The organism is Bariatricus massiliensis, assembly GCF_900086725.1.
Lineage (GTDB): Bacteria > Bacillota > Clostridia > Lachnospirales > Lachnospiraceae > Allocoprococcus > Allocoprococcus massiliensis.
Window position 1 is genome coordinate 783,667 of record NZ_LT574837.1, and the last position, 19,083, is coordinate 802,749.

The window sequence follows — 19,083 nt, forward strand, 5'->3', positions numbered from 1 at the left end:
TCTTTTTATGTGCGTAGCTTTAAAGGAAGAGCATGGGGGAGCTACAATCCCCCATACCCCCTAGTGGACTGTTTTTTTCTATCAATCAAAAAAACGATTGACAGAAAAGAAACAGTGTAAAGGTTTTATCCGGCAGTTTGAACCATCCAGTAGGCGGTGAGGGTGTATGCAGCTTCATAGACAGTCACCTCACATCTTATTTATCACTGTCATGCTTCATGGAACGGCGTTTCTTATAGGCTGCAAAGACAAGACTAGCCGCAGAGAGTCCAAGCAGGACAGCAAAGGCAGCCGCATTGGTGTTGTCACCCGTTTTGGGGGAGTCCGTCACCTTATGGCTCGGTGTGTCTGGTGTTTCCGGTTTCTTTGGTTCTTCGGGCGCAGGCGTTTCCGGCACTTCCTTGATTGTGACCGTCTGCCCTTTGTCTGTGATGTCCTTATGTTCTGTGACTTTTACAGGTTCGTCGGTATTGGTGATGTCGTAGAGTTCCTCAAAGGTCACAAGCTGCTTGCCGCCCAACTTTGAAGCGTCGAATGTAAAGACAATCTCCACCTCCATTTTTGTATCGGCAGCGGTGAATATATAGTCATTCTCTACACGCTTGCCATCCATGAGAAGCTCGGCTTTTTCATCTTTTACCATCTGCCAGCCTTTGAGCTGGTACTTTGTACCCACTTCCAGACCATCCAGCGTGACCGTATCCACGATTGTAACCTCTTTGCCAGCTTCTATGACTTTTTCACCGTCTTTGCTGGCGGCATTAGTATGGATTTTGATGATGCGCTCTGTGATAAGCACCGTCTGCCCCTCGTCCTCTATGTCTTTATGTTCCGTGACTTTTACAGGCTCGTCGGGATTGGTGATGTCGTAGAGTTCTTCAAACGTTACCAAGTTCTTGCCGCCAAGGGCAGAAGCATTGAATGTAAAGGCGACCTCCACTTTCATTTCCTCCTTATCGGCAGTAAATGTATAATCACTCTCCACACGCTTGCCATCCATGAGAAGCTCGGTGTTTTCATCCTTTACCATCTGCCAGCCTTTGAGCTGGTATTTTGTACCCACTTCCAGACCGTCCAGCGTGACCGTATCCATGATTGTGACCTCCTTGCCAGCAACGATTACTTTCTCGCCCGTGGCTTTGTCCGCAGCAGTGGTATGGATTTTAATTACACGCTCTTTGATGGATACCGTCTGCCCGTCGGCTGTAAATGTGTATTCACTTTCTACACGCTCACCATCAACAAGAAGCTCGGTGTTTTCGTCCTTTACCATCTGCCAGCCTTTGAGCTGGTACTTTGTGCCTTTTTTCAGACCGTCCAGCGTAACTGTATCCACAATCGTGACCTCTTTACCGGCAACGATTGCTTTCTCGCCCGTAGCTTTATCCGCAGCCGTGGTATGGATAGAGATTTTTTTCTCGTAATCATCCGTGAGCGTTCCCAAGTCAATGACTACCTTATCTCTGGATACCACAATCTCAAAAGCCGGAATGAGTTTGAAGCCTTTGTTGCTGTCACAGCGCAATTCCTCAATCTCGTAGGTATCGTAAAGCAGCGCACCTTTGGAGTCGTCAGGTTCAGATATGCCGAACCAGATACCGTCCTCGCTGGTCTTGCCCCTGTTGGTATTCTGCTTGTGGGATACCCAGTCAGCAGCAGTGGAGAACTGACCGTTTTTATCAGTCACGACAACATGGCTCTCACCTGTGTTCTTGCTGGTAATGCGGAATGGAACGTCAGCAAGACGCTTGTGTGTACTGTCGCCAATTTTCACGCCCTCAATGTCTCCACGCTTGATCTGGTTGTAGATGGATTGTTCCGCACCAGTCAAATCCACGATTTTGCCATTTTCCTTGATGCTAAACTCACGGGAAACCGCACCCGTCGTCAAATATCCTGCCGGACTCTTGCTTTCATCTAGGCGGTATGTTCCATAAGGCAGTGTATCCGCAGCCGTAGAAGCGATACCGTCAATGCCTGTAAGGATGGTTTTTACAACCTCGCCTTTGTTGTAGAGCTTGCCATCCACCAGCACAGCGTTCTCATTTAGGCTGGTGATGGTAAACTCTGTATCTTTCAAGGTCGCACCGCCCTGTGGCTTCGTGTCCTTTGTTTCAAGGTCACGCTTCTGGACTTTCACGCCGCCACGGATAACCTTGTCAGAAACGGAATACTGGTTGCTGCCTGTAAGTACAGCCAGTTCTCCATCTTCGGTAATCTGTGCCAGATACATGCCTTTGATTTGTTCCTCGCTGCCGTTCGCCTGCATATACGCACCCTCCAACAAGTAGCCTGTCGGACTCTTACTTTCAGATACGGTCAGTGTTCCAAGCGGCAGACATGGCACGCCATTCTGTAAGTAGAAGCTGTCGCCGGATACCTTGTAGCGGTCTGCCAGCTTTGTGATGTAATGGGTAGTTCCGTCGCTGCCTTTTTCAGCCACGGTCTTTGTAGTCCATGTACGGGTCGGCTTTGCTGGCAGATTATCTTTGTTGTAGTCGCCGTCATAATAATTCCAGACAAACTCTGCCCCCTCCAAAGAAGCTGCCCCCTGTGCCGCTCCCTTTGATGTTTCCATGTCTATCTTAAAAAGCTCAATCAATGTGGTTGTGACTTTGGGTGTATCTCTGACTTTCAAGGCGGATGTTTCACCAGCTTTGACGGTCAAGGGATATACCGTCTTGTCTAATTGGAAACCTGCAGCCGGAACGGACAGCTCTTTGATATAGACTTTGCCAGCCTTTACCTCCACCGCTTCGGTGTTCCCGTCCTTATCTGTCGTAAGGGTGGCAAGCTGTTCCTTGCAGCCTTTATCAGCAAAGATACCATATGTCGCACCAGCAAGGGAATAGCTGTTGTTTCCGTTGGTAATGGTGGGATTGGAGGACACCTTTTGAAGTGCCGCATTTCCCACATCCAGCTTCGCCCAGAACTGTCCTAATTCCTGCCCGTCGCCGGAATAGATATAGCCGCCGCAGTCATAGCGTCCTTTGTTGGCTTTTACAAATGCCTTTGCGCCAGCGTATACCTCGTCCTGTACTGCTTTGGATACCTCGTCATAGGCAGCTCGTACATTGTCGCAGCTCCATCCTAAATGCACGCTCAAACGCTGCCAGACAACGCATTGCTCCAATAGATAGACCTGTTTGTAATTCAGCTCCTTGTGGCTGGCTGCATACTGTTTGACGTATTCCAGTGAGAGGGCAACGTCAGCAATCTGGTCGGCACTCATACGGGAACTTGCGTCCGAACGTGTCTTGTAGCCGGACTGAAAATCTGTGTTGATGTCAATACAGTAAGCGGTTTCGCCCTCCACCTGCATAATGCCCTCATGGAATGTAGAACCGATACTGCCATCATTCATGACTTTTTCTACATAGCCTGCCTTTTCCTGTGCGTCTGTCCAGTATTGCTTCTCCGCAGCCTGTACCTGTGAAGCTGGTAAGGTTGTGAATACCGCAGCCAGACTTAGTACGCCAGCAAGCAGATGGTTCATAATCTTTTTCATATCGTTGTAAATCCTCCTTTCGTGATTTTGGGTAAAAAAATAGACGCTCATTTCTGAACGCCCAAACGTAAGAAAGGGATACTGTTGTTATCCAGTACCCTCTTTGTAAATCTTATTCTGTTGTATCTCCACACTCTATATCAACTACCACAGAAACATTGATGTAATCTTTTATGACCTTATTTCTGTATTTTTCACCGTCGCCAGTAAACACCATATGCTTGAAAAAGTGCCTAAAATTAAGGATTTCTACATAGTTTTTCTTTGTATCAACACTATAGTCTCCACATGCCCCGAATGCGGAAACATATCAATCGCCCTCCACTTCTTCATCTCATACCCCCACTGGCAAAGCATTTTCAAATCCCTAGCCAGTGTCGCAGAATCGCAACTCACATACACAATCCGCTCCGGCCGCATCTCCACCATAGTCCGCAGCACGCTTTCCTCGCACCCTTTCCTCGGCGGATCCACCACAATCACATCTGCCCTAGCCGTCTCACCGTCATGCTCTCTCTCATACCGTGCATAATACTCAGGCAGTACTTCCTCAGCCTTGCCCACAAAGAACTCTGCATTTTCTATTCCATTTATCTCTGCATTTTTCCGCGCGTCCTCAATAGCCTGCGGCACTACTTCCACGCCATAGACTTTCCCGGCCTTCTGAGCCAAGAAGAGGGAAATGGTTCCAATCCCGCAATACACATCCCATACCACTTCATTTCCTGTAAGGCCGGCATATGCAAGTGCCTGTCCATACAGCACTTCCGTCTGTACCGGATTCACCTGATAAAAAGAAAGCGGAGAAATCTGATATTTTACATTACCGATATAATCGGTAATATAATCCTGCCCCCAGAGTAGATGAATCTCACTTCCCATAATTACATTCGTCTTCTCTCTATTTACGCTGACCGTAATGCTGGTCATCCCCTCAATCTCGCGGAGAGAGCGCACCAAGTCCTCGGCAGACGGAAGTTTCGTTCCATTGAGCACAAGGCAGACCATAATCTCTCCGGTACGGAATCCCCGCCGAATCAGCACATGACGTACAAGTCCCCGGCCCGATTGTTCCTCATAAGCCTGTAACCCATTCCGTTTCATAAATTCCAGCACCTTTTTCAGGATAGGCATGTTCACCTCAGAACCAATCACACAGTCCAGATTAGGGATAATCTGATGAGTCCTTCCGGCATAAAAGCCCGCTATGAGATTCCCCTCCTTGTCAGATCCGATTGGATACTGTGCCTTATTCCGATAATGAAAGGGTTCCTTCATTCCGCCGATAGGCTCCATAATGCTGTCAATCAGCTCTGCGTCAAAACCACCGAGGCGTATAAGGTTGCCCCGCACTTTATTCTGTTTGAATTCCAATTGCTTCTCATACGAAAGCATTTGGATCTGGCATCCCCCACACTGGCGGGCTACACCGCATACAGGCTCTACCCTGTCCGGCGAAGGTGCCACAAGTTTCATCAGCCTCCCATATCCGTACTGCTTCTTCGCCTTAGTCACCAGAACCTCCGCCACGTCACCGATTACCGCATCTTTTACAAACAACGTATAACCATCGACCTTGCCGATTCCTTCTCCGTTCACTCCCATATCTGTGATTGTCACCACGACACGTTCATTTTTCTTCATAAACTCTCCTATGTTAAAATAAAAGGGCGAGTCTCCTCCGCCCTTTTGTATGTTCAAAACTACTATTTACAAACTGCTCCACCTAAATGCTGGTCTTCCTCAGATTGGACTCAAACAGCCGGTTATATCCGAGCCAGTCCGTTCCCTCTTTATCCTTGAAAATCTCTGTCAGCGTCTGCATCTTTGCATCGGTACAGTCCGCAAAATTAAGGGCCAGCGCCTCGGCAAGTGCAGGCTTCTTCGGAGAACCATACTCCAGCTCGCCGTGATGGGCAATAATGCAATGCTTCAATTCGCTTGCCAGCCTTCTTGGGAATCCGTCGATGGTGCGGATTGCGTCGTCCATCATCTCTACACCGATAACAATATGTCCCAGCAGCTGCCCGTCGTCTGTATAATCATTGTCCGGGAAGGATGATAATTCTTCCGTCTTTCCGATATCGTGGCACATGGCCGCAGTGTACAGTAAATCTCTGTTCAATATCGGATAAGCCCCTACAAAATACTCGCACAGTTTCACTACACTCAGCGTATGTTCCAGCAGACCGCCCGCGAATCCATGGTGTACGCTCTTTGCCGCCGAATGGCCTTGAAAACGGCGGATAAAGGCTTCATTCTCCACAAAATAGTATTGAATAATCTTTTGGAGGTAAGGATTTTCCACCTGAGCGCCATACTTCATCAGTTCCGCATACATCCCCTCCACACTCTTTTCACTGGTGGGCATAAAGTCTGCCGGAGTATACTCCTCCTCACGGGCCACGCGGAGCTGTCTGATATTCAGTTGGAGATTCCCGTTGTAGCTGATAACGTCTCCAAAGACTTCTATAAAATCTTTTTCGTCATAGTCGGCGATACCGCTGGAGTTAGGATCCCATATCTTACCGTCCAGAGTACCCGTCTTATCCTGAAGAATCAGATTGTCATACGGCTTCCCGTTGCGGGTCTCCGCACTTCGTTTCCCTTTACAAAGATAAATATTTCTGATAGTCTCGCCTTCGTGTAATGTATTGATATATCTCATGTAAGTTCCTCTTTCTAATATTCTATTCTGTTACTGCCATGGGCACGCTATATTTATTCTTTACTTCCCACCGTCACATCGAAGCTGATTTCCACATAACCAGAAGCGCCCTGCCTCTGTCCGTTGACTTTGAGCGGCTGCCCGGAAGTACAATCGAGAAGGCTCTTTCGATATCCGCTGAGCGTGGTCACGGTAGTCTTTCCAATCTTCGTAATCACATCTCCGCTCTGGATGCCGGCCTGCATGGCAGGAGAGTCAGCCTCCACTTCCTTCACATAAATGCCTTCCGGAAGTCCCTGCTCCTGCGCGATGTTCTCCGTCACTTCCACGCCCTTGATTCCCAGATATGGTACGGCTTTGCCGTTGGATAAAAGCTCTAGGCAGTCTTTGATATCTGAGATAGCGTATGCCGTCACCAGCGCGTTGCTTGGCCCGTCAGATATCTTTTGATCCGCGATACCTATGACTTCGCCGTTGGTGTTGAACAGTATCCCGCTGCCATTTTCAGCCGCCGCAATATCCGTAGTCAATAGCTTATATTCTCCGTCCGCCACTGCCACCTTATTCCGCACGGAGCTGACCGTACCGTAGCCGAGGCCTCCCACATAGCCGAACTGCTTGCCCAGCGCAATCATCGGGTCGCCCCGGTTGACAATATTGGAATTCCCCAATGTGGCAACTTGAATCTGCGCCCAAGTTGACTCGGAGACTTTATTTCTCACTACAGAAAATACCGCCAGACCAAGATTGCGGTCCTGTTTCTTTATGGTTGCTGAATAGGATGTATTGTCGGTAAATGTGACCGTAAATCCCTGCGCGTCCTTGATAATTCTGGAGGGCGCGAGCATGAGAAGCTCTATGCCGTTATCGTAGAAAATAACGCCGGAGACACTGTTCTTTTCATCAAAGTTCGTGTCCTCCCAGTTCCCCTCTTGAATACCGGTGACCTCTACGACCGCCTTGCTGGAGGCAACGGCTATCTGGTACAGCTCCCGGTTCATCTCACGATAACTGTCCACTGTCAGAGACGGCAGCACCGGCGCTTCCTCCTCTGCGCCGTCTTCCCCCTCCTCCTTGGCCTTATCTTCCTCGGCCGTATCATCGGCTGGAATCGTGACCACATCAGGATTGTTCCCTATTCTGGATTCTATGAATGGTTTTAAAGCACAAAAAGCCAGACAAGCCGCCGCCCCAAAGAGAAGCCCTCTGCCTGCTGTCTTCCAAATACTACCGTGCATATTTTTTCTATTTTTCTGTTCGTCTTTAAACGTCTCTTGAAGGAAAGAATACTGTTCTTCCTGTCCTGCCTCTTCTGCCGCTGCAGATTCTTCCTTGTTCTCAGTCTCACTACTACCCTGTTCCTGATTGTGTTTCAGCTCATCAGACATTGCATTTCTCCTTCATTTACAAAGAGTTTTAAGCAGCACCCATATGTTTAAGTATACATGATTCCAGACAAATGTTCAATCATAATCAAAATTTCTCCTTTTTACTTTCATTTCAAGTATAAATAAGTTAAAATAAAGCCATACACGTGGTTACAAATACAAGGGAGTAATAAATGATGAATCAAAAGACCTTAAATAAATTAGAATTCCAAAAAATTATAGATTTGCTCTCAGAGCACGCGTCCTCTCCGGGCGGTAAACAGGCCTGCCGCGGTTTGAAGCCTATGACAGATATAGGAGCCGTCAATACCGCTCAAGAACAGACTCAGGCCGCCTTCACCCGCATTGTCAAAAAGGGACATCTCTCTTTCAGCGGATGCTATGTGGTGCATGATTCCCTTATGCGTTTGGAGATCGGCAGTGCGCTGAATGCAGCCGAGCTTCTCCGCATCGGCAAGCTTCTGAAGACCGCGGGCCGGGCCAAGGCTTACGGCCGCCATGATACGGTGGACGAACTGGCGGACTGTCTGGATGTGTACTTTGAGCAGCTCTCCCCTCTGGCAGCTTTAAGCGCCGAGATCGACCGCTGCATCATCAGTGAGGAGGAGATCAGCGACGATGCCAGTTCACGGTTAAAGCAGATCCGCCGCAGCATCGCGGGTATGAATGATAAGATTCACTCTACACTGAATGGGCTGGTCAACGGTTCTTGGCGCACATACCTGCAGGACGCGATTATTACAATGCGTGGGGACCGCTACTGTCTGCCCGTGAAGGCAGAGTACCGCAATCAGGTGAACGGTATGATTCACGACCAGTCCGCCACCGGCTCCACTCTTTTTATGGAACCTATGGCCGTTGTAAAGCTGAACAATGATTTAAAAGAACTTTATGGGCAGGAGCAGGAGGAAATTCAAGTGATTCTGGCCCGCTTAAGTGTCGACGCCGCTGAGTATATTGGGGAGATCCGCACCAACTACCAGATGCTGACCGAGCTGGACACCATTTTTGCAAGAGGCGCTTTGGCTCTGGATATGAATGCCAGCCGTCCTATTTTCAATACCGAAGGGCGCATTCACATCCGGGAAGGCAGGCACCCCCTGCTTGACAAGAAAAAGGTGGTTCCTATCACGGTCACACTAGGGGATACTTTTGATCTTCTGATCGTAACAGGGCCTAATACTGGAGGAAAGACCGTATCCTTGAAAACAGTGGGGCTGTTTACCCTCATGGGGCAGGCAGGGCTTCATATCCCCGCCCTTGACCGTTCTGAATTAGCGGTGTTTGAACAGGTCTACGCAGACATCGGCGATGAGCAGAGCATTGAGCAGAGCCTCAGTACCTTCTCCTCCCATATGACGAATATTGTCTCCTTCCTTCAGACCGTAGATGAAAAATCGCTTGTTCTGTTCGATGAGCTGGGCGCAGGGACGGACCCCACAGAGGGTGCGGCTCTTGCCATTTCCATATTGTCACACCTTCACAGCCGGGGCATACGTACCATGGCCACGACCCACTACAGCGAACTCAAGGTGTTCGCCCTCTCTACACCGGGCGTTGAAAATGCCTGCTGCGAATTCAATATTGAGACGCTAAGCCCCACCTACCATCTGCTGATAGGGATACCCGGGAAGAGTAATGCGTTCGCCATTTCGGAGAAACTGGGACTGCCGGATTATATTATTCAGGAAGCAAAGCAGCATCTGAGCGAACAGGACGAATCCTTTGAAGACCTTCTCACCGATTTGGAGGCAAGCCGCAGGATGATTGAGCGGGAGAAGGATGAAGCCGCCGCCTACCGCCGGGAAATTGAACGGCTGAAGTCGGAGCTCAAAGATAAGCAGGCAAAACTGGATGCCCAGCGGGAGCGGATACTCAAGGAGGCCAATGAAAAGGCGAGCGCTATCGTGCGTGAAGCCAAAGACTTTGCCGATGAGACCATGAAAAACTTCCGGAAGTTCGGAAAGGAAAGCATTTCCGCGGCTGACATGGAGCGGGAGCGCGAAAGAATCCGCAAGCAGCTTGCAAAGACGCAGAATAAGAGCGAACTTGAGAAGAAGAAGCCACAAAAAGAGCATAAAGCCAGCGATTTTCATCTGGGAGATTCGGTCCGTGTACTAAGCATGAATCTGACCGGAACCGTCAGTTCCCTTCCCGACGCCAAAGGGAATCTGTTCGTGCAGATGGGAATCCTACGCTCACAAGTCCACATGTCAGATTTAGAGATTATCGAAGAGCCTCTCACTCTCACCGCCAAGCAGATGCGGCGCACCTCCGGCGGCAAGATGAAAATGGGCAAGTCTATGCACATCAGCTCTGAGATTAACCTGCTGGGAAAGACAGTAGACGAAGCGATTGCCGCGCTGGACAAATATTTGGATGACGCTTATTTAGCACACCTAAGCCCGGTGCGTATTGTCCACGGCAAGGGTACCGGCGCTCTCAGAAACGGAATCCATCAGTATCTGAAACGGCAGAAACATGTGAAATCCTACCGGCTCGGCGCATTTGGCGAAGGCGACGCCGGTGTTACTATTGTAGAATTCAAATAAGGGAGGGCGATTTAGGGTGATTGCTAAGCAGAAAATATTAATTGTAGATGACGACGAAAATATAGCAGAGTTGATTTCTCTCTATCTGACCAAAGAGTGCTTTGATACCATGATGGTACACGACGGAGAGGACGCCCTGTCCGCCTTTGAGCGGTATCAGCCCAACCTGATTCTTCTGGATTTGATGCTCCCGGGCATCGACGGATATCAGGTATGCCGTGAGATTCGCAGCAAATCCAGCGTGCCGATTATCATGCTCTCCGCAAAGGGAGAGATTTTCGATAAAGTTCTGGGACTCGAGCTGGGCGCTGATGATTACATGTTGAAGCCATTTGACTCCAAGGAACTTGTGGCCCGTGTGAAGGCAGTACTGCGCCGCTATCAGCCTTGTAAAGCGGAAGAACCGGTACATGACAAGGGCAAATGCGTGGAATACCCGGGGATTGTGATAAACCTGACCAACTATTCGGTCATGGTAGACGGATTAAATGTGGATATGCCCCCCAAGGAACTGGAACTTCTTTACTTTCTTGCCTCATCGCCAAATCAGGTGTTTACAAGAGAGCAGCTTCTGGATCAAATATGGGGTTACGAATATATCGGAGACACCCGCACCGTCGATGTCCACATCAAGCGTCTCCGGGAAAAAGTCAAGGACCATCCGACCTGGAGTCTTGGTACGGTCTGGGGTATCGGTTACAAATTTGAGGTGAAATAAATGCGGAGTACGTTGTATCTGAAATTCATATTGATTTATATCATTTTCGGATTTCTGAGCCTCTTTACAGTCAGCGCGCTCTCTTCCGCCCTGACTACCAGTTATCTGGAGAGCGATATATCAGGAAACCTATATCAGGAGGCCAGCCTAGTGGCCTCCGACTATCTTCCCGGATACTTTTCTGACGCGATTACGTCTGCTGACGTCTATAACCAGCTGTCCGGCATGAAAGCCTATCTGGATTCTAATATCTGGTTCGTTGACAGGGAAGGGGAAATGATTGCTTCCGCCCGGACGGAGGACGTCGCCTTTACCCCCTCCACCATCCATAATTTTGACCCAGCCGAAGGAGGAAGCTCCCCTTATCAGGTTGGTGATTACCATGGTTATTTTGAGCAAGATATGATCACGGTAATCGCCCCGGTAACACAAGGCTTCTCCACAAAAGGTTATCTGTTGATTCACAAGCCTTACTCGGCCGTGGAGGAGGCCAGATTTACGATTATGCGCAATACTTATGTTGTTGTACTCGTAATTTATCTACTCTCTTTTATTATATTTTTAGGGATTCATCTTCTGATCTACCGTCCACTTAAAAAAATAACGGATGCCGCCACCCAGTACGCATCCGGTGATCTGGACGTCGTGATACCAGTCAACACACAGGATGAGATGGGTTACCTGTCCGCCTCTTTGAACTATATGTCTTCTCAGTTGAAAGATATGGAGGATTACCAAAAGAAATTTGTGGCAAATGTGTCCCATGATTTCCGCTCTCCACTCACCTCCATTAAAGGCTACATAGAAGCTATGGCCGACGGAACAATCCCGCCCGAATTACAGGATAAATACTTAAAAATCATTTTATTTGAGACAGAACGGCTGACAGACCTGACAAGCGATCTGCTGACTTTGAATGAGTTCGACACCAAAGACCTGCTCTTAGACAAGTCGGTCTTTGATATACATGAGATGATAAAAAACACGGCGGCGGCATTTGAAGGAACCTGCACAAGTAAAAAAATCTCAATCGAACTCCTCTTTGCCTCCCGCTACTTGACGGTCTATGCTGACCAGAGGAAAATCCAGCAGGTATTGTATAACCTGATTGACAACGCGATCAAATTCAGCAACGCCGACTCCTCTATCACCGTCGAGACAACAGAACGGGGTGAAAAAGTCTACATCTCTGTCAAAGATTACGGCATTGGAATCCCGAAAAACAGCATCAACAAAATCTGGGAACGTTTTTATAAGACTGACCTCTCCAGAGGCAAGGACAAGAAGGGAACCGGTCTAGGGCTTTCTATAGTAAAGGAAATCATTCAGGCTCACAATGAAAACATTAATGTAATCAGTACAGAAGGGGTAGGAACCGAGTTCATATTCTCACTCCCAAGAGATAAGCAGTAATTAATTGGACACAAAGAAAAGGCAGCCTTATATTTTCGGTGTATTCCGTAAATATAAGACTGCCTTAATTATATAATAAATCGATATCTTTTAACTTAATACATCATGCGGGCAATGGGCGCGTCCTCCATATTATCCTTGGTTACCCATGTATATCCCGCGTCTACAACCGCCTCATTTCCCTGACCGAGAACGGCCCGCGCGCATGCCACTACAGTAGCATATCCAATCCCGTACGGATTCTGTACAATCAGTCCTTCCAGCTTCTCCTCTTTCAAGAGCTCGAGCTGATCCTTGCCGCCGTCGAAGCTTATAACCTTCATGTCTTCTCTCTCAAGAGACTCACAAGCCTCTACCGCCAGCTTAGCGGCTTCTTCATTCGTCGTATAGCAGCCTTTGATAGACGGATTCTTCTCCAGAATGTACTTCACTACTTCTTCCTGTGTGATATCGCTTCCGCTGTCAGCCTCACTCTCCGGCGCGTCTGCTCCCTCCGCAGGCTCTTCTGTATCTGGCTGTTCCCCGCTTTCCGGGACGCCTGCGATCTCTTTCTGCATCTCCTCCAGTTCATCTAAGTGATATACTTTAACTACCTTCACATTTGGATGATTCTGTGTAATCTCATCTAGGAAGCCTTTTTCCCGTTCCTTTGCCGAGGTAGACTTAGAGTCATGGACAAAAAGGGCAATCTCTCCCTCGTCATCAATGCTGTCGCAGAGCTTTCTGGCCGCTGTGGCCGCCGCCTCCAGATTGTTCGTATCTACCATAGCTGCGATATCCTGATAATCTACCCCTGAATCAAAAGCCACGATCGGAATATTATTCTCCGCCGCCAGATCAAACTGCACGGCACATGCCCCGGAGTCTACCGCGGCAATACCTACCGCCGCAGGATATCTCGCCAGCTCTTCATCCAATATATTCACCTGATCGTCCACATCGTTCTCCGTGCCCGGTGCAGAATAGGTAAGCTTTACTTTATCTTCCCCTTTATATCCAAGAGCCTTGTTCATATCGGCAACAGCCTGTTTAGCGCCTGCCTCCACTTCCTTCCAATATGCAGAAGAACTGCCCCTTCCAATAATGGAGAGCGTAGTCCCCGGCTCAAGGTTTAGTCCGTTTACATTGCCGTAAGCCAATGGCTGAAGTACATCCAGATTACTCTGCTTCTCATTCACTTTGCTGTCGGTTTTATTTGTATTCGTCTCGCCTGTATCTCCGTCATTCAAGGATTCTTTCTGACATCCGCCAAAGACCAATGACGCACACAACGCCGCAGCCAAAATCCCCCATCGTTTATTCATAACCTATCGCCTCATTTCGCAAATCATGCTAATTCATACAAATTCATACAGTAATCACTATACACCATAACGGTGAAAAAAGGTAAAAATATTTCTTAAGAATTCATGAAAATTTTGTGTATCGTATAACCTACTGTATATAATGTTCCTAATTTTGAGCATAAAATACCCTTGTATATTTGAATAAGATGTATTAGAATAGAGTCATGCAAAACAGTAACAACTGTTCAATAGAAAAGGAGGATACATATCATGGCACATGTAATTTCAGATGAATGCGTAAGCTGTGGCGCTTGCGAAGCAGAATGTCCAGTAGGAGCAATCTCTCAGGGAGCAGACCATTACGAAATCGACGCTGACGCTTGTGTAGATTGTGGTGCTTGTGCAGCACAGTGCCCGACAGGAGCTATTTCTCAGGGTTAATTTTCAGACAGCAGTCAAATAAAATAGCGTGGACGATACACGTCCGCGCCCGGCTTACCGTCCTTTAGCGGCTGCAAGTCCGGTTAATTACTATAAAAAGACAAGATTCCCGACTTTGCGCGGTAATGCTTGTCTTTTTTATATTATCATGACAAAGGCTCTCCTTATTTGTCGAACGATTCTTCTGTCATTTCCCGCATATTGTGTTAAAATAAAGTTGTTAAAGAAAACACCTCAGAAACTTTTTAATATCTTAATGTTTCATAAACCATTCTGGGGACAAGCAGTAGTAAGGGGGTATCGTATGGGCGACGTTCATTATATGATTTCGGAGACCGCGAAACGTGTGGGAGTAGAATCCCATGTTCTGCGTTACTGGGAAGAAGAACTTAACCTTCCCATCGGCCGTACCGAAATGGGGCATCGGCACTATACGGAAGAAGATATACAGCTTTTTTGCTGTATCAAAGAACTCAAAGAACAAGGCATGCAGCTCAAGGAATTAAAGGGAGTCATCCCGGACATGCTTCGTGCCAAAGAACAACTCAAGGCGAAACGCCATCCGATAAGCACACCTGTCAATTCAGACAGTAATTCAGTACATAACGATAAACAATTACAGACTAATGTGCAGCCGGAAGTTCTGGAGCTCACTCCCGATTACCGGCAGGCAGAGGCAATGCTTACTTCTGTCATGCAGAACGTAATGCTGCAAAACAATAAAATTCTGGAAGAGAACATCTGCAAAGGTGTCACGGAAAAAGTGGCAAAGGATATGGATTTCCTTCTGCAGGCAAAGGATCGTCAGGAAGAAGACCGTTTTCGGAAACTGGACCATCTTATCCGCCAGCAGCAGACTATCCGCAAAGAAGCCTCGAGACCGGCACCGTCCCGTTATCTCCGTAAAATTTTCGGAGAGTCCTAATTTCAAAAAGAGCTGATGTTTTGGAATACTCACCCTGCTACCCGGCAGAACACCCACTCCAAAACATACAGCTCTTTCTTCATGTGATACTATAAAACATCAATCCTCTTCCACTTTCCTCTGCGAATTCGCAAACTTGGTATATTGAGGCAGCCAGGTCAGCACAACAGTACCGATGGGACCGTTCCTCTGCTTGGCAATGATAATCTCCGCCTCATTGATATGCTCCGTGTCCTTATTATAATAGTCATCACGGTAAATAAACATTACCACGTCGGCGTCCTGCTCGATAGCTCCTGATTCACGGAGGTCGGACAGCATAGGACGGTGATCCGGCCTTTGCTCTACCGCCCGGCTCAACTGAGACAGGGAAATGACCGGAACGTGCAGCTCTCTGGCCAAAGATTTCAGCGAACGGGAAATATCAGATATCTCCTGCTGTCTGGACTCACTGCGCCCGCCTACACTTCCGCTCATCAACTGAAGGTAGTCGATGATAATCAGCTCCAGATTATGCTCCAGCTTATATTTCCTGCATTTAGAGCGCATCTCCGAGATGGAAATACCCGGAGTGTCATCTATGATCAGATTAGAACGTCCGATTGTGCCTGCCCCTTCTATCAGCTTCTCCCAGTCAGAATCCTTTAAGTTTCCGCTTCTGAGCGCTTGAGCGTCCACGTAGGACTCCAAAGAAAAGAGACGGTTCACCAGCTGCTCCTTTGACATTTCCAGACTGAATATGGCAACTGTCTTATTCTGCTTGAACGCCACATGCTGGGCAATGTTCAGCACGAAGGCCGTCTTTCCCATAGAAGGACGGGCGGCTACCAAAATCAAGTCCGAAGGCTGCAGACCGGACATCTTATAATCCAAATCGATAAATCCCGTGGGAATACCGGTCACAGTCCCCTTACTCTTAGACGCCTTCTCTATCTTCTCCAGAGCGTTGAGAACAACCTGTTTAATCGGTACATAATCACCGCTCCCGCGGTTCTGGACCAGTTCGAATACTTTCTTCTCGGTCCGCTCCATAATAGCCTCCACCGGCTCCTTAGCGATATAGCAGGCATTGGCTATCTCTTCATTCATCTTAATCATTTTGCGGAGCATCGCCTTTTCCGCGACAATCTCTGCATAATATTTCACATTAGCCGAAGTTGGAACCGCCGCTACCAGCTCCCTGACAAATTCCAGACTACTGATTTCCTCCGGCACATCCTTCTCCTTCAGCCTGTCCTGAAGTGTAATCAAGTCAACAGGCTTTCCCTCATTAAAAAGTTCCACCACGGAATCGAAAATCACTCCATATGCTGTTTGATAAAAATCATCCCCGCAGATAATCTCTGCCGCACTGGTGATGGCATCCTTATCCATCAGCATGGCCCCTACAACGGACTGCTCTGCTTCAATACTGTGCGGCGGTACTCGTTTAATGAGTGCTTCATCCATCTTGAGACTCCCCCTAAGCTTCGCCTACATGTACTTTCAACTCTGCTGTCACCTGTGGGTGCAGCTTTACCGCCACCAGATGTACGCCCAGAGACTTTATGGGCTCCTTCATCTGGATTTTCTTCTTATCCACATCCAGATTCATCTGTGCCTTCACAGCCTCAGCGATTTCCTTGGAAGAGACAGAGCCAAATGTCCTGCCGCCCTCTCCCGTCTTAATAGAAAGCTCTACCTTGCCCGCCTCTATCTCAGCTGCCAGCGCCTTGGCCGCTTCCAGATTCTCCTGTGCGATTTTCTCTTCATTCTGCTTTTTCAGCTTTAAATCATTGAGATTCTTACTTGTAGCCTCAAGCCCCAGCTTTTTTGGCAGAATCATATTTCTAGCATATCCGTCGCTTACATTCACAATCTCGCCCTTTTTTCCAAGTGACTTTACATCTTCTAACAATATAACCTTCATCTAAATATCTCCCTCTTCTATCATAATATTAATTGTATTCTTCAAGGCATCTATAGCCCTTTCCATGTCCGTATGCTCGAACTGGGCTCCGGCTGTATTGATATGGCCCCCGCCTCCCATTCTCTCCATAATAATCTGGACGTTTACTTCATCAATAGAGCGGGCGCTCACATAAATCTTACCGTTATATTCCGTCAGTACAAAGGAGGCCTTTATCTCCTCGATATCCAGAAGCTCGTTGGCTGCCTGTGCCCCGATAATTGTCGGGCTTTCGATGTTCAGCCGTTCACCTCTGGCGATAGCAAATACATCCCGGTAAACCTCTGCGCTGCTGATAATTGCGGCCTTGGCACGGTAGGACAGCATATCATCCCGGAGAAGCTTTCTCACATAAGTGATGTCCGCTCCGCATCGTCTCAGATAGGCTGCAGCCTCAAAAGTACGCACGCCCGTTCTGGCCACAAAGTTGTTTGTATCTACTAATATACCCGCATAGAGGCTGTTGGCCTCCATAGAGGTAAGCTTCAAGTCATCTCCAATATATTGCAGTACCTCTGCAACCATCTCACAAGCAGATGAAGCATATGGCTCAATATAGGAAAGAACCGCATTTTCAATCACTTCATCACTCTGGCGGTGGTGGTCGAGTACGGCTATCGTCTTCGTTAATTTCAGGAGACGTTCACATTCTGTCATCTTAGGCTTGTTCGTATCTACGACTACAACCATCGTATTCTCGTCCGCCAGTTCCTCCGCCTCGTAAGAATTGACGAACAGATTCTCCGGATAAGCGGTATTGTTCTTAAATGCTTCGTAGAGCGGCCTCAACGTCATGGAAATATCGTTCAATACGATATTGACCTTTTTCTCCATCGCCGCCGCGGCTCGGTAAATACCGATTGCCGCCCCGAAGGAATCCACATCCGTCATCTTATGCCCCATGACGATAACGCGGTCTTTCGCTATCATAAACTCACGCAGCGCCTCCGCCTTGACACGTGCCTTGACACGTGTGTTTTTGGACATCTGCTCCCGCTTGCCGCCGTAATATGAAATTCCCTTACTGTTCTTCACAACGGCCTGATCGCCGCCTCGTGCCAACGCTAAATCGATAGCGACACGCGCAAAGTTATACCCTACAGCATAAGTATCCGTGCTCATTCCCAGCCCTATGCTCAAGGTAACCGGAACCTGATTACCTATGTTGACATTCTTCACATCTTCCAGCAGTGAGAACCGGTCATCCGCCATCATCTCAAAACTGCGCTTTTTAATAACAATAAAATACTTATCCTTCTCCAGCTTCTTGACGATACCATCCAGCGCAGAGATATACTGATTGATTTTCCGGTCAATGAGCGCTACCAGAAGGGACTGACGCACCTCCTCCACACTCTCCATGACCTCATCATAATTATCAATGTATACAAGCCCTGCCACCAGCTTCTCTTCCTCATTCTGGCGGATATACTGGTTCAGCTCTGTCACGTCCTGAAGGTGGATGGCAATAAAATATTCCTTCTCCGCAGGAAGCTCAAGAAGCTGCTCCGTCTCGCTGAACCCTTCTACAGAAACACACTGTATCTCTGCCTGATAGTCCTTGTCCTTATAACTGAATTCCAAACTGACACTTTCATTCTCCTGCTTCGGGAAAACTCCACGGTTCAGCTCTGGTATATATTTGCTCAAATGCGTCTCTTTCCTCACATCTGTTCCCAGAACTTCCCTGAACTGCGTATTCATCCACAGCACCTTGCCGTCGTCCAAAAGAATAACATACGGAATCGATAACTCCCTTAACAACGTATTCTGGACAATTCCATACTGTGCCGCGAATTCCACCATGTCAGCCAGAATCAAAGACTTATTGTAAAAATACAAAAGCCCCACGATCACCGCATATATGATGACAAACACACTCATAGCAGCCCCTGCACGCTTGTCAGCCTTATATATCCAGATATTCATGGCAATCAGCAAAACCGTCATAATCGCCGGCCACTGCATATATAGCCTAAGTTGTCCCTTTAACTTGATGTTCTGTTTCATCTTTACACCCTCATCATCCTGCAGACTCGCCAAACTCCTCTGCGCTCACAATACAAACACAATGCAATTGCCTTTAATTGCACTTATGTGCAATCATTATACCACTTACGCAGAAAAGGAAGCGGCGCTTTGCGCCATTTACTTTTCAAGTAGTGGCTTGCCGGTATAATGTGCCGCTATAAGCGGCATAAAGGCAATGTAATTGCCTTTAATTGCACTTATGTGC

Annotated in this window: 13 protein-coding genes; 5 read left to right on the forward strand and 8 right to left on the reverse strand. The window is 47.8% G+C overall.

Going from position 1 to position 19,083, the window contains the following annotated elements; all coding sequences use genetic code 11:
* Positions 1–196: 196 nt before the first annotated feature.
* The 4 genes from BN6465_RS09905 to BN6465_RS09920 form a co-directional block, all read right to left on the reverse strand.
* Positions 197–3,508: a VaFE repeat-containing surface-anchored protein gene (locus tag BN6465_RS09905; RefSeq protein WP_066734120.1), complete on the reverse strand. Its 3,312-nt coding sequence runs from the start codon at positions 3,506–3,508 to the stop codon at positions 197–199.
* Positions 3,509–3,757: 249 nt separating this feature from the next.
* On the reverse strand, positions 3,758–5,152 hold the full coding sequence (gene rlmD, locus BN6465_RS09910) for a 23S rRNA (uracil(1939)-C(5))-methyltransferase RlmD (RefSeq protein ID WP_066734122.1): 1,395 nt from the start codon (positions 5,150–5,152) through the stop codon (positions 3,758–3,760).
* An 82-nt stretch (positions 5,153–5,234) separates the two neighbouring features.
* Complete coding sequence (locus BN6465_RS09915; protein ID WP_066734124.1) at positions 5,235–6,176, reverse strand: 3'-5' exoribonuclease YhaM family protein; 942 nt, start codon at positions 6,174–6,176, stop codon at positions 5,235–5,237.
* Between the two features lie 53 nt (positions 6,177–6,229).
* Positions 6,230–7,564: a S1C family serine protease gene (locus tag BN6465_RS09920; protein WP_066734126.1), complete on the reverse strand. Its 1,335-nt coding sequence runs from the start codon at positions 7,562–7,564 to the stop codon at positions 6,230–6,232.
* Positions 7,565–7,740: 176 nt separating this feature from the next.
* Here BN6465_RS09920 and BN6465_RS09925 point away from each other — a divergent pair, with 176 nt between their 5' ends.
* From BN6465_RS09925 to BN6465_RS09935, 3 genes are read left to right on the forward strand one after another with little or no spacing between them, the layout of a single operon-like run.
* Positions 7,741–10,116 carry an endonuclease MutS2 gene (locus tag BN6465_RS09925; protein ID WP_066735242.1) on the forward strand — a complete coding sequence of 792 codons (2,376 nt, stop codon included), beginning with the start codon at positions 7,741–7,743 and terminating at the stop codon, positions 10,114–10,116.
* Positions 10,117–10,132: 16 nt separating this feature from the next.
* Entirely contained in the window at positions 10,133–10,834 is a 702-nt protein-coding gene (locus tag BN6465_RS09930; RefSeq protein WP_066734129.1) for a response regulator transcription factor, read from the forward strand.
* On the forward strand, positions 10,835–12,247 hold the full coding sequence (locus BN6465_RS09935; protein WP_066734132.1) for a HAMP domain-containing sensor histidine kinase: 1,413 nt from the start codon (positions 10,835–10,837) through the stop codon (positions 12,245–12,247).
* 95 nt (positions 12,248–12,342) lie between these two features.
* Here the strand turns inward: BN6465_RS09935 and BN6465_RS09940 are convergent, their stop codons facing one another.
* The gene (locus tag BN6465_RS09940; protein WP_066734134.1) at positions 12,343–13,551 is read right to left on the reverse strand and encodes a substrate-binding domain-containing protein; all 1,209 of its coding nucleotides are present in this window, start codon (positions 13,549–13,551) and stop codon (positions 12,343–12,345) included.
* A gap of 252 nt (positions 13,552–13,803) precedes the next feature.
* Here BN6465_RS09940 and BN6465_RS09945 point away from each other — a divergent pair, with 252 nt between their 5' ends.
* Positions 13,804–13,974, forward strand: coding sequence for a DUF362 domain-containing protein (locus tag BN6465_RS09945; protein ID WP_022319077.1), 171 nt, complete (start codon positions 13,804–13,806; stop codon positions 13,972–13,974).
* Positions 13,975–14,278: 304 nt separating this feature from the next.
* The gene (locus tag BN6465_RS09950; protein WP_066734136.1) at positions 14,279–14,899 is read left to right on the forward strand and encodes a helix-turn-helix domain-containing protein; all 621 of its coding nucleotides are present in this window, start codon (positions 14,279–14,281) and stop codon (positions 14,897–14,899) included.
* Positions 14,900–14,998: 99 nt separating this feature from the next.
* Here the strand turns inward: BN6465_RS09950 and dnaB are convergent, their stop codons facing one another.
* From dnaB to BN6465_RS09965, 3 genes are read right to left on the reverse strand one after another with little or no spacing between them, the layout of a single operon-like run.
* A complete protein-coding gene (gene dnaB, locus BN6465_RS09955; RefSeq protein WP_066734138.1) occupies positions 14,999–16,348 on the reverse strand; it encodes a replicative DNA helicase in 1,350 nt (449 codons plus the stop codon).
* Between the two features lie 13 nt (positions 16,349–16,361).
* Complete coding sequence (gene rplI, locus BN6465_RS09960; RefSeq protein WP_066734140.1) at positions 16,362–16,808, reverse strand: 50S ribosomal protein L9; 447 nt, start codon at positions 16,806–16,808, stop codon at positions 16,362–16,364.
* Positions 16,809–18,857, reverse strand: a complete 2,049-nt coding sequence (locus tag BN6465_RS09965; protein ID WP_066734142.1) for a DHH family phosphoesterase — start codon at positions 18,855–18,857, stop codon at positions 16,809–16,811.
* Positions 18,858–19,083: the final 226 nt, after the last annotated feature.

Excerpts from the sequence above, each read along its gene's own strand:
- BN6465_RS09920 (WP_066734126.1), bottom strand. The coding sequence starts at position 7,564 with ATGTCTGATGAGCTGAAACACAATCAGGAACAGGGTAGTAGTGAGACT.
- BN6465_RS09925 (WP_066735242.1), top strand. The coding sequence starts at position 7,741 with ATGAATCAAAAGACCTTAAATAAATTAGAATTCCAAAAAATTATAGAT.
- BN6465_RS09945 (WP_022319077.1), top strand. The coding sequence starts at position 13,804 with ATGGCACATGTAATTTCAGATGAATGCGTAAGCTGTGGCGCTTGCGAA.
- BN6465_RS09915 (WP_066734124.1), bottom strand. The coding sequence starts at position 6,176 with ATGAGATATATCAATACATTACACGAAGGCGAGACTATCAGAAATATT.
- BN6465_RS09905 (WP_066734120.1), bottom strand. The coding sequence starts at position 3,508 with ATGAAAAAGATTATGAACCATCTGCTTGCTGGCGTACTAAGTCTGGCT.
- dnaB (WP_066734138.1), bottom strand. The coding sequence starts at position 16,348 with ATGGATGAAGCACTCATTAAACGAGTACCGCCGCACAGTATTGAAGCA.
- BN6465_RS09965 (WP_066734142.1), bottom strand. The coding sequence starts at position 18,857 with ATGAAACAGAACATCAAGTTAAAGGGACAACTTAGGCTATATATGCAG.
- rplI (WP_066734140.1), bottom strand. The coding sequence starts at position 16,808 with ATGAAGGTTATATTGTTAGAAGATGTAAAGTCACTTGGAAAAAAGGGC.
- rlmD (WP_066734122.1), bottom strand. The coding sequence starts at position 5,152 with ATGAAGAAAAATGAACGTGTCGTGGTGACAATCACAGATATGGGAGTG.
- BN6465_RS09935 (WP_066734132.1), top strand. The coding sequence starts at position 10,835 with ATGCGGAGTACGTTGTATCTGAAATTCATATTGATTTATATCATTTTC.
- BN6465_RS09950 (WP_066734136.1), top strand. The coding sequence starts at position 14,279 with ATGGGCGACGTTCATTATATGATTTCGGAGACCGCGAAACGTGTGGGA.
- BN6465_RS09940 (WP_066734134.1), bottom strand. The coding sequence starts at position 13,551 with ATGAATAAACGATGGGGGATTTTGGCTGCGGCGTTGTGTGCGTCATTG.